Annotated in this window: 13 protein-coding genes and 1 pseudogene; 5 read left to right on the top strand and 9 right to left on the bottom strand. The window is 67.9% G+C overall.

From position 1 onward, the window contains the following. The 4 genes from AADI75_RS14770 to recF form a co-directional block, all read right to left on the bottom strand. Positions 1-875, bottom strand: an 875-nt coding sequence (locus AADI75_RS14770) for an ATP-binding protein (protein WP_341209768.1), incomplete at its 3' end; no start/stop codon positions are given. A gap of 42 nt (positions 876-917) precedes the next feature. After that, the gene (locus AADI75_RS14765; RefSeq protein WP_341209767.1) at positions 918-2,141 is read right to left on the bottom strand and encodes an MFS transporter; all 1,224 of its coding nucleotides are present in this window, start codon (positions 2,139-2,141) and stop codon (positions 918-920) included. 9 nt (positions 2,142-2,150) lie between these two features. After that, complete coding sequence (locus tag AADI75_RS14760) at positions 2,151-3,458, bottom strand: MFS transporter (protein ID WP_341209766.1); 1,308 nt, start codon at positions 3,456-3,458, stop codon at positions 2,151-2,153. Further along, positions 3,455-4,540, bottom strand: coding sequence for a DNA replication/repair protein RecF (gene recF / locus AADI75_RS14755; protein ID WP_341209765.1), 1,086 nt, complete (start codon positions 4,538-4,540; stop codon positions 3,455-3,457). The genes AADI75_RS14760 and recF overlap by 4 nt, the downstream gene beginning before the upstream one ends. 528 nt (positions 4,541-5,068) lie before the next feature. On the opposite strand from recF, the gene rarD reads away from it, so the two are divergent. Continuing rightward, positions 5,069-5,935 carry an EamA family transporter RarD gene (rarD, locus tag AADI75_RS14750; RefSeq protein WP_341209764.1) on the top strand — a complete coding sequence of 289 codons (867 nt, stop codon included), beginning with the start codon at positions 5,069-5,071 and terminating at the stop codon, positions 5,933-5,935. Here the strand turns inward: rarD and AADI75_RS14745 are convergent. Further along, positions 5,925-7,154 (bottom strand): cation:dicarboxylase symporter family transporter, encoded by a 1,230-nt coding sequence (locus AADI75_RS14745; RefSeq protein WP_341209763.1) that lies wholly within the window; start codon positions 7,152-7,154, stop codon positions 5,925-5,927. The genes rarD and AADI75_RS14745 overlap by 11 nt on opposite strands. Positions 7,155-7,222: 68 nt before the next feature. Between AADI75_RS14745 and glmM the strand changes: the two genes are divergently transcribed. Then, a complete protein-coding gene (gene glmM / locus AADI75_RS14740; RefSeq protein WP_341209762.1) occupies positions 7,223-8,560 on the top strand; it encodes a phosphoglucosamine mutase in 1,338 nt (445 codons plus the stop codon). Positions 8,561-8,713: 153 nt separating this feature from the next. Here the strand turns inward: glmM and gpmA are convergent, their stop codons facing one another. Next, positions 8,714-9,400 carry a 2,3-diphosphoglycerate-dependent phosphoglycerate mutase gene (gene gpmA, locus AADI75_RS14735; protein WP_341209761.1) on the bottom strand — a complete coding sequence of 229 codons (687 nt, stop codon included), beginning with the start codon at positions 9,398-9,400 and terminating at the stop codon, positions 8,714-8,716. Positions 9,401-9,413: 13 nt separating this feature from the next. Continuing rightward, positions 9,414-9,869: a GNAT family N-acetyltransferase gene (locus AADI75_RS14730; RefSeq protein ID WP_341209760.1), complete on the bottom strand. Its 456-nt coding sequence runs from the start codon at positions 9,867-9,869 to the stop codon at positions 9,414-9,416. A gap of 74 nt (positions 9,870-9,943) precedes the next feature. On the opposite strand from AADI75_RS14730, the gene AADI75_RS14725 reads away from it, so the two are divergent. Together AADI75_RS14725 and AADI75_RS14720 are read left to right on the top strand one after the other, a co-directional pair. Continuing rightward, complete coding sequence (locus AADI75_RS14725) at positions 9,944-10,699, top strand: dienelactone hydrolase family protein (protein ID WP_341209759.1); 756 nt, start codon at positions 9,944-9,946, stop codon at positions 10,697-10,699. An 83-nt stretch (positions 10,700-10,782) separates the two neighbouring features. Further along, positions 10,783-11,310 (top strand): GAF domain-containing protein, encoded by a 528-nt coding sequence (locus AADI75_RS14720; RefSeq protein WP_341209758.1) that lies wholly within the window; start codon positions 10,783-10,785, stop codon positions 11,308-11,310. Positions 11,311-11,314: 4 nt separating this feature from the next. On the opposite strand, the gene AADI75_RS14715 is transcribed toward AADI75_RS14720, so the two are convergent. Then, positions 11,315-11,596 carry a chorismate mutase gene (locus AADI75_RS14715; RefSeq protein WP_341209757.1) on the bottom strand — a complete coding sequence of 94 codons (282 nt, stop codon included), beginning with the start codon at positions 11,594-11,596 and terminating at the stop codon, positions 11,315-11,317. 82 nt (positions 11,597-11,678) lie between these two features. Here AADI75_RS14715 and AADI75_RS14710 point away from each other — a divergent pair, with 82 nt between their 5' ends. After that, entirely contained in the window at positions 11,679-12,689 is a 1,011-nt protein-coding gene (locus tag AADI75_RS14710; protein WP_341209756.1) for a polyprenyl synthetase family protein, read from the top strand. A gap of 269 nt (positions 12,690-12,958) precedes the next feature. Here AADI75_RS14710 and AADI75_RS14705 read toward each other — a convergent pair. After that, positions 12,959-13,592, bottom strand: a pseudogene (locus AADI75_RS14705) (elongation factor 4); the annotation flags it as partial.

Here is a 13,592-nt window from a genome sequence, read left to right as displayed (position 1 = left end):
TGCGTGCCGCCGTCGCGCTGCGGGATGTTGTTGGTGAAGGCGAGGACGTTCTCGTAATAGCTGTCGTTCCACTCCAGCGCGACCTCGATCGTCACATGGTCGCGGGTGCCCGCCACCGAGATCGGATCGGGGAACAGCGGCTGCTTGTTGCGGTCCAGCCACTTCACGAACGCGGCGATCCCGCCCTCGTAGAACAGCTCGATCGACTTCGGCTCTTCGTGGCGCGCGTCGTTCAGGAACAGGCGCACCCCCGAGTTGAGGAACGCCAACTCGCGGTAACGATGCTCGAGCTTCTCGAAGTCAAATTCGGTGATCTTGAACGTCTGCGGCGAGGGCAGGAAGGTGACACGGGTGCCCTTCTTGCCCTCGGCGGGGCCGACGACCTTGAGCGGCGCGACCGCATCGCCGTGGGCGAAGCGCATGTAATGCTCCTCGCCGTCGCGCCAGATCGTCAAGTCGAGGAATTCGGAAAGCGCGTTGACGACCGAGACGCCGACGCCGTGCAGGCCGCCCGAGACCTTGTAGGCATTGTCGTCGCTGGTGTTCTCGAACTTGCCGCCGGCGTGGAGCTGGGTCATGATGACCTCGGCCGCCGAGACGCCTTCTTCCGGGTGGATGCCGGTCGGGATGCCGCGGCCGTTGTCGGTCACCGACACCGACCCGTCGGCGTTCAGCGTGATGTCAATCCGGTCGCAATGCCCGGCCAGCGCCTCGTCAATCGCATTGTCGCTCACCTCGAACACCATGTGGTGGAGGCCCGAGCCGTCGTCGGTATCGCCGATGTACATGCCCGGACGCTTGCGGACGGCGTCGAGGCCCTTCAGCACCTTGATCGAAGAGGCGCCGTATTCGCTGGTATTCTGAGGTTCTGCCATGCCGATCCTATAGGCAGCCGGACAGTGTAGCGAAAGCGAAACCTAGCCCTGCGCGGGCCGGTCGCGCAGACCGGCGAACAGCAGTCCGGCCACCGCGAGCGCGCCGCTCGCCACCGCCAAACCCGCCGTATCGCCGCCGGTGCGGTCGTGGAGCGCACCGAAGCCGATGATCCCGGCGCCGCTGCCGACCAGCGCGACGACGATCAGCGTGCCATAGATCTCGCCATAGGCACGCAGGCCGAACAGCCGCGCGGCGAAATAGGGAAAGAGGTCGTTCTCCGCGCCGTTCATCAGCCCGGCGCAGAAGACGCTGGCCGCCAGCCCGGGCAGGGTGAGCCCGGGCCATTGCAGCGCCGCGAAGCCAAGCGCGGAGACGCCGGCGACGGTGGCGGCGATCCGCTGCGGCGGGAAGCGGTCGATCAGCGCGCCGAACGTGACGCGCGCCGCGACCTGCGACGCGCCGAAGGCGGTGAGCAGCAGCGCTGACTGTTTGCCGGTCAGATCGTGGTCGATTCCGAACGGCACGAGCTGCGTGACGAAGCCGATCGTCCCGAGATTGACGAAGAAGCCGGTCAGCCCCAACCGCCAGAAGCGCGGATCGCGCCGCGCCTGCGGGGCGGTGACGCCGGAGACCTGCGTCGTCTCGGCGGACATGGCAGGGGTGGCGGGACCGGCGCGACGGATCGCGACGAGGGCGATCGGCAAGGCGATCAACGCCGAATAGACCGCCAGCGCGACGAACCCGCCGCGCCAGCCGAAATCGTCGATCACTTCCGCCAACCCGATCGGCAGCAGCAACGTCGTCAGCGGCAGCCCCGCGGTGGCAATCCCGAGCGCCAGCCCGCGATGCGCGACGAAGCGCGCGGCGATCAGTTTGCCGTAGGCGAGCGCGCTGGTGCCCGGTACCGTCATCGCCAGCGCGAGCACCAGCAGGTGATAATGCCAGAGCTGACCGTGCATCGTCGCCATGCCGAGATAGGCGGCGGCGAGCGCGATCATGCAGCCGACGATCATCGGCCGCACCCCCAACCGGTCGACCGCACGCCCGAGCAACGGCACCGCGAGGCTGCCCGCGAAGCCCAGTCCGCTGGCAGCGGCGACGCCCGCGCGGCTCCAGCCGAACTCCGCGATCATGCCCGGCATGAACATGCTCGACAGGTTCTGGAACAACGCCGGACCCGCGCCGCTGCCGACGACGGCGCCAAGCACGATCGGCCACCCGGTGCGCCACTCGCTGCGATTCGGAAGGGACGAGGAGTCGGGCATTGAGGCGCGCTAGCGGGCGGCGTCGTCGCCGTCATCCCCTGCGCGATCGGGGAGGATCAGGAAGCACAAGGCCGCGAGCAGCAGCGCACCGCAGCCGAGCGTCAGCGCACCCGCATAGCCCCCAGTCAGATCGTGAAGCCGGCCGAAGCCGATGATCCCGACCGCAGTGCCCGACAGGGCGATCGGCATCGCGGTGCCGTAGATTTCGGCATAGGCGCGCAGCCCGAAAAGCCGCGCGGCGAAGAAGGGCAGCAGGTCGTTCTCCGCGCCGTTCATCAACCCCGCGAAAAAGACGAGCGCCAGCAGCAGCGCCAGCCCCGACGGCGCAAACGCCAATGCGACGAAGGAAGCGGCAGACAGAATCGCGAACGCTGCCGCGACCGGTTGCGGGCGCAACCGATCGACGAGCCAGCCGACCAGCAGCCGTCCCGCGATCGCGCTGGAGGCGAAGCTGGTGAGCAGCAGCGCCGCCTGCGCCGGGCGCAGCCCGAGTTCGAGCCCGATCGGGACGAGTTGGGTTACGAAGCCGGTGGTGGCTGCGTTGATGAGCCAGGCCGAGGCGACCATGATCCAGAAGCGCCGGTCGCGCCGCGCGGCGGCCGCGCTGGTTCCCGGCAAGGTGGTGCGGCGCGGATCGGACCGGCTGGGCAACGCCACCGCACGAAGGCTGAGCAAGATCAGTGGCAGCGCGAGCACCGCCGAGCCGCCCGCCAGCGCGACGAAGCCGGTGCGCCAGCCGAAGTTGGCGATGGTGGCGCCTAGAAGGGGTGCGGCGACGATCGTTGCCAGCGCCAGCCCCGAAGTGCCGAGCGCCAGCGCCATCCCGCGCCCGCGCACGAAGCGTGCCGCGATCAGCTTGCCGTAGGCGAGGCTGCTCGTTCCCGGCAGCGCCAGCACCAGCAGCACGACGCCAAGCTGGTAACGCCAGATCGCGCGACCGCCGTGCATCCCCATCGCCGCGAGCCACAGATAGGCGGCGCCCAACAGCAGCATCGATGCGACGATGACGGGACGTACCCCGAAGCGGTCTGCGGCGCGTCCGATCAGCGGCGCCGCGATCGCCCCGCCCAGCGCCAGCCCGGCGGCGGTGGCGATGTCGCCGCGCGACCAGCCGAATGTCGCCTCCAGTCCCGGCGTGAACAGGCTGGAGAGATTCTGGTACAGCCCCGGCCCGAACCCCGCACCCAGCATCGCCGCAGTCACCACCGGCCAGCCGCGCCGCCATTCGGTCAGCGTGCGCGGGGCGTCATCGGCGGGAACGGCGAGATCGGTCAGCGGACAATATCCCAGAGGAGAAAGCGAGGAATCATCGTTCAACGCGGCGATGGCGAAAATGTTGTGGGCGTAACGACATCGTGCAGCGCCACCCAGGTGGCGTCATCGATTCCGTCGAACAGCGCGCGTTCGGTTCCGGTCATCCAAACCTGCCCGAGCGGGGCGAGGCGCGCGAACAGCGCGGCGCGGCGTACGGGATCGAGATGGGCCGCCACCTCATCGAGCAGCAGCACCGGTGCATGCCCGGTCAGCCGCGCCACCAACTCGGCATGCGCGAGCACGATCCCGAGGAGCAGCGCCTTCTGTTCGCCGGTCGAGGCGGTGGCGGCGGGGCGCGCCTTGTCGACATGCGTGACGATCAGGTCGGCGCGATGGGGGCCGACCAAGGTGCGCCCGGCGGCAGCGTCGCGCATGCGGCCGGCGTGGAGAGCGTCGGCCAGCGACGCGGCGTCGCCGCTCCAGCCGTCCAGCGCGATCCGCGCGCGCGCGATCTCCCCCGCCGGCTGCGCGGCGAGCGCCGCATCAAGCGCGGCGACCGTGCGGCGGCGGGCGACGTCGAGCGCTGCGCCATGCTGCGCCATCTGCGCCTCCAGCGCGGCGAGCCAGTCGGGATCGGGAAGCGGATCGGCAAGCAGCCGGTTGCGGTCGCGCATCGCCGCTTCGTAGCGTGCGCCGTCGCGGGCATGGCCGGGTTCGATCGCCAGCGTCAGCCGGTCGAGAAAGCGCCGCCGCCCGCCCGCCGCCTCGGTGAACAGCCGGTCCATCGCCGGGGTGAGCCACAGCACCGCCAAGCGCTCGGCCAGCGCGGTGGCGGGGGCGGGGGCGCCGTTGATCCGCACCACCCGCCGCTCGGGTGCGGACGCCAGCGCGCCGGTGGCGAGCGTCACGCCATCGTCGAGCGTGGCGGCCACCCCGAAGCCGCCCGGCCCGTCACTGCGCGCGATCTCCGACAAGGCGGCGCGGCGCAGTCCCCGGCCGGGTGCGAGCAGCGACACCGCCTCCAGCACGTTGGTCTTGCCCGCCCCGTTCGGGCCGTACAGCACGACGAAGCCGGGCGCGGCATCGGGCGCGATCGACAGCGCTTCGTGGTTGCGGACATCGGTAAGGACGAGGCGGGACAGCATGATGGCGCCACGCTGGTACGGGCAAAGCGCGGGCAGGGCGACTGTTTCCTGCGAAGCGACGGTAGTTTCGATCGCGTTGGGCTGGAGGGCGACAGGTCGGTTTGCGCCCGATTCCGGACCTGCCTGATAATCATCTACTTCTTGCTGCGATGCCAGAACGTCCCCAGCGTCACCACGGCCCAGACTCCTGGGATCGGAAGGAGGCCCCGCGTCGCGAAGAACCAAGGCACCACTTCGGCGCACGGCCTTGGGTCCTTGGGGCTATCACACGGAAAGCCAAGAAGGTTTACCGAAATCCAGAGCATGACGAGGAGCAGCACGCACCCAAAGGTAAACGCTGCATAAGCCACGAGGGCCATGATGCGTTTTACGGTCACTCTGCTGCTCCCACGAAACCAATAGCACAGCCAATGGCGAGTTTGGAAAGGTGGGTGGAACTTTCGCTTGCCACAAATTCGGGTGCCGACACCTGCAAGGCCCCGTAAGCGGATGCTTGCGTCGCCGCCCCGTACCGGCAACAGGGCGCGCATGACGACATCAGCGACGCGCAACGGCCTGCTTCTCGGCGTAGGCGCCTATGTCTCCTGGGGGCTGCTCCCGCTCTATCTGCATCTGCTGACCGGCGTCCCGGCGTTGCAGGTGCTGGCGCATCGTGTGGTCTGGTCGTTGCTGCTGCTCGTCGCGATCGTGCTGGCGATGCGGCGGGCCAGGCCGATCGTGGCGGCGGCGCGGGGGCGGACGTTGTTGCTGCTGTGCGCTTCCGCCGCGCTGATCGCGGTCAACTGGCTGGTCTATATCTTCGCGGTGCAGAGCGGGCATGTGCTGGAGGCGAGCCTCGGCTATTTCATCAATCCGCTGCTCAACGTCGCGCTGGGGACGATCGTGCTCGGCGAGCGGATCGGCCCGGTGCAGAAGGCGGCGGTCGCGGTGGCGGCGATCGGCGTCGCGGTGCTCGCGTTCGCGGGCGGCGGGGCCCTGTGGATCTCGCTGACGCTCGCGTTCAGCTTCGGCGTTTACGGGTTGATCCGCAAGGTGGCGGCAATCGATGCGCTGGGCGGGCTGACGGTCGAGACCGCGTTGCTGGTCGGGCCGGCGCTGGCGGTGCTGTGGCTCAGCCCCCAACCGGTCTTCGGGCGCGGCGATATCGACCTGCTGCTGGTGCTGGCGGGAGCGGTGACCGCCGCGCCGTTGCTGATGTTCGCCGCCGCGGCGCGCCGGCTGCGTTACTCGACGTTGGGATTGTTGCAATATCTCGCGCCGACGCTGCAATTCCTGCTGGCGGTGCTGGTGTTCCACGAGCCGTTGCGCGGGGTGCATATCGCCACCTTTGCGCTGATCTGGACCGGCTGCGCGCTCTACGCCTTCGGCAGCCGGCCGCGGCGCGCTACTCCCTAGGTTCGCGCCGCCCCAGCCAGGCGGTGGTCGCCAGATCCATCGTAACATTGCCGACGGTGCGAACGATGTCGGGGATCGTCTCCACCGCCACCAGCAGCCCGAGCGGGGCGATCGGGGCACCGATCGTGCCCGCGATCGGGGCAATCGCGCTGACATAGCTGACCGTGCCGGGCAGGCTGACCGAGCCGAGCGAGGTGAGCGTCGCCACCACCACCCCGATCGCGAGCGTCGCGGGCGACAGCGAGACGCCGAACCACGTCGCGACATAGATGGCGACCGCAAGGTTCATCGCCGGGCCGGTCGTGCGGAAGATCGCGACGGCGAGCGGCAACGTCACCCCGGCGGTGCGCACCGGCACGCCGAGCGCGCGTGCGCCTTCCAGCATCGCGGGCACCGAGGCGAGCGAAGATTGGGTGCTGATCGCCACCGCCTGCGACGGCAGCGCGGCGCGCGCGAAGTCGGTCAGGTTGAGCCGTGCGCCGGCCCAGGCGACCGGATAGGCGAGCAGCGTGACGATCACCCCGACGCTGGCGACGACGAGGATGTAGTGCGCCAGCGCGCCGAACGCGCCGGATCCGGCCCGCGCGCCGACCACCAGCGCCAGCGCGAACACGCCGAGCGGCGCGATCCACAACACCCAATCGATCACCACCAGCATCGTATCGCGCAGCGCGGTGAAGAAGCGCACCAGCAAGGCACGTCCCTCGGCATCGATCCGCGCGATGGCAAAGGCAAAGACGAGCGTGAAGATGATGAGCGACAGGAACGCATCGCTGGCGGCGGCGTGGACGATATTGGTGGGGACGATCCCGGCGAAGAACTCGCCGAGCGGCGGGACCGACGGCACCTTGCCCGCGCCGACCAGCGCCGCCCGCAACGCCTGCGCGGAGGCGGCGGGGAGCGGGGCGATCGCGAGGATCAGCGGAGTCGCGACCGCGGCGATCACCGCCGAGAGGAACAGGAAGGTGACGTAGAGCGCGATCGCACGCCCGGCGAGCCGTCCGGCGCGTGCTGCCTCGGCGGTCGACGCGACGCCGGTAACGAGCAGCGACACGACCAGCGGAACGATCGTCATCTGCAAGCCGTGGAGCCATGCCGCGCCGATCGGCTCCGCGACGGCAATCGTGCCGGGGACCGCATCCCTCGCGACGCTGGCGAGCGCGACGCCGCCCGCCAGCCCGATCAGCAGCGACAGCAGGATGCGGGTAGCTTGCGACATGCGGTATCTTCGCCTTTTGCTCGTCCGCGATTATGGGACCCTTCTGGGCCAAGCGAACGGAAGACACGATGGCAAGGAAATATTTCGGCACCGACGGTATTCGCGGCCTGACCAACGCCGGCGCGATGACCGCGGACATGGCGATGAAGGTCGGGATGGCGGCGGGGCGGCACTTCCTGCGCGGGCAGCATCGTCACCGGGTGGTGATCGGCAAGGACACGCGGCTGTCGGGCTATATGCTCGAAAGCGCGTTGCAGGCGGGGTTCACCAGCGTCGGGATGGACGTGACCCTCGTGGGGCCGATGCCGACCCCGGCGGTGGCGATGCTCACCAAGTCGATGCGTGCCGACATGGGGGTGATGATCTCCGCCAGTCACAATCCGTTCTTCGACAACGGAATCAAACTGTTCGGCCCGGATGGTTACAAATTGTCCGATGAGGACGAACTGGCGATCGAGGCGGCGATCGACGGCGATGTCGCGTTGGCGCCGGCCGGCGAGATCGGACGCGCCAAGCGGATCGACGACGCGCGCGGACGCTACATCCATTTCGCCAAATCGACCTTTCCCAGCGACCTGCGGCTCGACGGGATGAAGGTGGTCGTCGATTGCGCGAATGGTGCCGCGTATCAGGTCGCGCCCGAGGCGTTGTGGGAATTGGGTGCCGACGTCGTTCAGATCGGGGTCAATCCCAACGGCCTCAACATCAACGACAAGATCGGCTCGACCCATCCCGAGGCGCTGTCCGCGGCGGTGATCGCGCATAAGGCCGAGATCGGGATCGCGCTGGACGGCGACGCCGACCGGCTGATCGTGGTCGACGAAAAGGGCCGGGTGGTCGACGGCGATCAGTTGATGGCGACGATCGCCGCGGGCTGGGCGCGCGCCGGGCGGCTGGCGGGCGGCGGTCTGGTCGCGACGGTAATGTCGAACCTCGGGCTGGAGCGGCATCTGAAGGCGCAAGGACTGGGGCTGATCCGCACCGCGGTCGGCGACCGGCATGTGCTCGAGGCGATGCGGCGGCGCGGCTATAACGTCGGCGGCGAACAATCGGGGCACATCATCCTGAGCGATTATGCGACGACCGGCGACGGGCTGGTCGCGGCGTTGCAGGTGCTGGCGGAGATCTGCCGCGCCGGCGCGCCGGCGAGCGAGGTGCTGCACCGGTTCGAGCCGCTGCCACAATTGCTGAAGAACGTGCGGTTCTCCGGCGGCAAGCCGCTGGAGACCGACGCGGTGAAGGCGGTGATCGCCGACGCCGAGGCGGAGTTGGCGGGACGCGGCCGATTGGTGATCCGGCCGTCGGGAACCGAGCCGGTGATCCGCGTGATGGCCGAGGGTGACGATCCGACGCAGGTCGAGCAGGTGGTCGATCGCATCTGCGACGCGGTGCGCGCGGCGGTGTGAGGGTGGCGGACACTAACGTGCCCGCCGCTCTCCGCTTCTCTCGTCACCCCGGCGAAGGCCGGGGTCCAGTTACGCGACGTTGGTGACGGAGCGTGGCGCGCTATCACACGACCTTCCCAACTCGGCCCCGGCCGTCGCCGGGGCGATGAAGGATCAACGCTCGTTCAAATAGTAACGATCGGTCGCGTTGAGCGCTTCGTCGAGTTCGTAGACGATCGGCTGGCCGGTCGGGATTTCCAGTCCGGTGATCTCGTCGTCCGAAATTCCCGACAGATGCTTCACCAGCGCGCGCAGCGAATTGCCGTGCGCCGAGATCAGTACGCGTTGCCCATCCTTGAGTGCGGGGGCGATGCGGCCCTCCCAATACGGCAGGACGCGCGCGATCGTGTCCTTGAGGCTCTCGGTCGCGGGGACGTCGATCCCGGCGTAGCGGCGGTCCGCCGAGGGATCATAGGTGCTGCCCGGCTCAATCGGGGGCGGGGGCACGTCGAAGCTGCGGCGCCAGATGTGGACCTGCTCGTCGCCATGTTTGGCGGCGGTCTCGGCTTTGTCGAGCCCGGTCAGCCCGCCGTAGTGCCGCTCGTTGAGCCGCCAGTCCTTCTCGACCGGCAGCCACAGCCGCCCCATCGCCTCCAGCGCGAGATTGAGCGTCTTGATCGCGCGGGTCTGAAGCGAGGTGAAGGTCTGGTCGAAATCCAGCCCCTTCGCGGCCATCAGTTCGCCCGCAGCGCGCGCCTCGGCCGCGCCCTTTTCGGTGACGTCGACGTCCCACCAGCCGGTGAAGCGGTTTTCGAGGTTCCAGGCGGACTGGCCGTGGCGAATGAGGACGAGCGTCGGCAATCGGGTTCTCCCGTTAGAGGATCAGGGTCAGGAACTGGTTGTGCGGGCTGGGGCGATAGTCGGCGAAGGCGTCGCACGGCACGAACCCGGCGCTGCGATATAGGCCGACCGCCGGCTGGTACAGCGCGGCCGTTCCGGTTTCGAGGCTGAGCCGATCGTAGCCGCGTTCGCGAGCGATGGCGATCACATGATCCAGCAGGGCGCGACCGACGCCGGTGCCGCGTGCCGCAGGCGCGGCGCGCATCGATTTGACTTCACCCTGGCGCGGGTCGAGCGCTTTCAGCGCGACGAACCCGACCAGCACGTCGTCGCGCCACGCGGTCCAGAACGTGACCTCGGGCGCGGACAGGCCGGTCGCGTCGAGCGCGAAGGCGAATTCGGCCATATCGCCCCGCAATTCGGCGAGATGATGCGCGAGCAGTGCGGCGACGTGCGGCGCGGCCGGATCGTCCTTCCTGATCTGCATCATGCCCCCCGCTGCTTGTCCGGCGAATGGCTCCGATCTAGCGAAAGGTTCGATCGACACAACAGGAGAGCGCGTTCATGACGATCCGTCGCCGTACTATCGTCCATGACGGGCCCGGTGGGCCGTTCGAGGGCGTCTTCGCCTGGGACGATGCGCAGATCGGCGCGAGGCCCGCTGTGCTCGTGATCCCCAACGTGCTGGGGCAGAAGGAATCGGACAACCTGACGGCCGAGGCGCTGGCGGCGCTCGGCTATGCCGCCTTCGCCTGCGATGTTTTCGGGCAAGGCAAGCGCACGCACCGCGGCGAGGGCGCCAGCCGCTATATGGACGAACTCAACGCCGACCGCGCGTTGCTGCGCGAGCGACTGCGCGCGTCGCTGGACGCGCTGACGGCGCAGGCCGAGGTGGATACCGAGAACGTCGCGGCGATCGGCTATTGCTTCGGCGGCAAGTGCGTGCTCGACATGGCGCGGGCCGGGTTGCCGATCCGCGGCGGGGTGAGCTTCCACGGCGTATACGACCGACCCGGGTGGGAAACGGTCGCTCCGATCAGCGTGCCGCTGCTGATCTGCCACGGCTGGGACGATCCGCTCGGCCCGCCATCGGCAGTTGTCGCACTCGCCGAGGAACTTACCGCCGCGCGGGCCGACTGGCAGGTTCACGCTTACGGTCATGCCGGTCACGCCTTTACCGATAGCGACATGCCGGCGGGGCATGAAGGTTTCGGCTATGATGCCAAAGCAGATGCACGAAGCTGGCAAAGCATGTGCCAATTCTTACAAAACGCATTCGAGAACAAGCCGATTGTTGCCGGCGACACCCGAATATTGTAGCTGCATTTCGACGATCGACGTGCGACGCATGATCACGAACGTCGCTTCGAGAGTGAAATGAAGGCTCGGGAACGTTGGTGTTAATGGGGGTTACCATCTATGCGCCGGCACCCACGCCCAATGACGAAGCGGCGCGCGAACGCGCGGTGATCTCCTCAGGTGCGCTCGAGGCGCGCGACGACGTCGTGTTGGTGGATCTGGTCGAGCAGGCGCGGCAGAAGCTGGGGACCGGCATGGCGGCGGTGTCGATCCTGTCGCAGGACTGGGCCTATCTGATCGCCGTGTCGGGCGTCACCTCGCGCACCTATAGCCGCCGCATGTCGCTGTGCGGGCACACGATCATCACGCCGCGCGACGTCTTCTGCGTCGAGGATGCGCGCGCCGATCCGCGCTTTGCCGACAATCCGTTGCTGATCGACGGCGGGCAGGTGCGTTTCTACGCCGGCGCGCCGCTCGTCGATGCCGGGCATATGCCGATCGGCGCCTTCTGTGTCTTCGACCGCACGCCACGCGCCGACTTCGGCGCGTATGAGCAGATGCATCTCAAGCAGATGGCCGATGCCGTCATCGCGCGGTTGACGGTGCGTCGCGCTGCGCAGTCGACCGGCTGACGACTCAGCCTGCGGCGGCGGCGCGGTGGTGGCGGATCACCTCGTCGATGATGAAGCGCAGGAATTTCTCGGAGAATTCCGGGTCCAGCTCGGCCTCCTCGCTCAACTGGCGCAGGCGCGCGATTTGTGCCTCCTCGCGGCCGGGATCGGCGGCGGGCAGCCCGGTCTGCGCCTTGTAGGTGCCGACCGCCTGGGTGATCTTGAAGCGCTCGGCGAGCAGGCAGACCAAAGCGGCGTCGATGTTGTCGATGCTCTTGCGATAGCCCTTCAGAACGTCGTCGGTCATCACGGCTTCCCCGTCAAAGCGATAATGGTCATGCAGCCCGCGCTTGCGTTGCGCGCGTGCCTCCCCCTAAGGGCAGGAACAGATGAGCGCTACCTTGCACCGACTTCCCGGGCACACGCCCTCGCTCGATCCGATGATCGGGTTGGTCGCCGCCGACATGGATCACGTCAATGCCGTGATCGTGGAACGGATGCGATCGGAGATTCCGTTGATCCCGGAGCTGGCCGGGCATCTGATCGCCGGCGGGGGCAAAAGGATGCGCCCGATGCTGACGCTCGCAGGCGCGCGACTGGTCGGGTACGGCGGCGACCGCCACCACCTGCTCGCCGCGGCGGTCGAGTTCATCCACACCGCGACCTTGCTCCACGACGATGTCGTCGACGGATCGGACCTGCGCCGCGGCAAGCGTACCGCGAACATCATCTGGGGCAATCCCGCCAGCGTGCTGGTCGGCGATTTCCTGTTCTCGCGCTCGTTCGAGCTGATGGTGGCGGGCGGCAATCTGCGCGCGCTCGAGATCCTGTCGAACGCCTCGGCGGTGATCGCGGAGGGCGAGGTCAACCAGTTGACCGCGGCGCGGCGCGTCGATCTGCCCGAGGAACGTTACCTCGACATCATCCACGCCAAGACCGCGGCGCTGTTCGCCGCCGCCTGCCGGATCGCGGCGGTGGTCGCGGACCGCCCGGCGGCGGAGGAGCAGGCGCTCGACTCCTACGGCCGCAATCTGGGCATCGCGTTCCAGCTGGTCGACGATGCGATCGATTATACCAGCGATGCGGGCACGATGGGCAAGGACGCCGGCGACGATTTCCGCGAAGGCAAGATGACGCTGCCGGTGATCCTCGCCTATGCGCGCGGCGGCGACGAGGATCGGGCGTTCTGGCGGGACGCAGTGGAGGGCCGTCGTGCCAGCGACGCCGATTTCGCGCATTCGATCGATCTGGTCCGCCGCACGCGTGCGGTCGACGATACGCTGGCACGGGCGCGGCATTACGGCCAGCGCGCGATCGAGTCGCTGGCGATCTTCGCCGACAGCGCGATCAAGGATGCGATGGTCGAGGCGGTCGAGTTTGCGGTGGCGCGGGCGTATTGATCGCGACGGTTATGCCGTCATGGCGAGCGTAGCGAAGCAATCCAGCGAGTCCTGATCTGGCTCTGGATTGCTTCGCTACGCTCGCCATGACGTGTAGCGGAGGGTATTTGTCGAGAGTGGGCGGATCGGGCACGCCCTTCGACAAGCTCAGGGCGAACGGAAGAGAGTCGGCGCGTAACCCTCCGCTCGTGCTGAGCTTGTCGAAGGGCGTGTGCCCAACGGCCATTCTCCCGTCCCCTCGGATCACGCCCGAGGCGATGGACATTCGCTCAGTTTTCATCGCCCATGCGTAGCGCGGCGATGAAGGCTTCCTGCGGGATGCTGACCGAGCCGTACTCGCGCATCTTCAGCTTGCCCTTCTTCTGCTTTTCCAGAAGCTTGCGCTTACGCGTCGCGTCACCACCATAGCATTTGGCGGTAACGTCCTTGCGCATCGCACTGATCGTTTCGCGCGCGATCACCTTGCCGCCGATCGCCGCCTGGATCGGGATCTTGAACAAATGGCGCGGGATCAGTTCCTTGAGCCGCTCGCACATGCCGCGACCGCGGGTTTCGGCGGTGCCGCGGTGGACGATCATGCTCAGCGCGTCGACCGGCTCCTCGTTGACGAGGATGCTCATCTTGACGAGGTCCCCTTCGCGATAGCCGATCTGGTGATAGTCGAAGCTGGCATAGCCCTTCGACAGCGACTTGAGCCGATCGTAGAAATCGAACACGACTTCGTTGAGCGGCAGTTCGTACGTCGCCTGAGCACGTCCGCCCACGTAGGTCAGATTCTTCTGAATACCGCGGCGGTCCTGACACAGTTTCAGGATGCTGCCGAGATACTCGTCTGGGACGTAGATCACCGCCTCGATCCACGGCTCGCTGATCGACTCGATCTTGTTGGGATCGGGCATGTCG

The sequence above is a fragment of the uncultured Sphingomonas sp. genome (assembly GCF_964021865.1).
Classification (GTDB): domain Bacteria; phylum Pseudomonadota; class Alphaproteobacteria; order Sphingomonadales; family Sphingomonadaceae; genus Sphingomonas.
The sequence above is the reverse complement of the archived record's forward strand: the minus strand, read 5'-3'. Positions and strand labels throughout refer to the sequence as shown.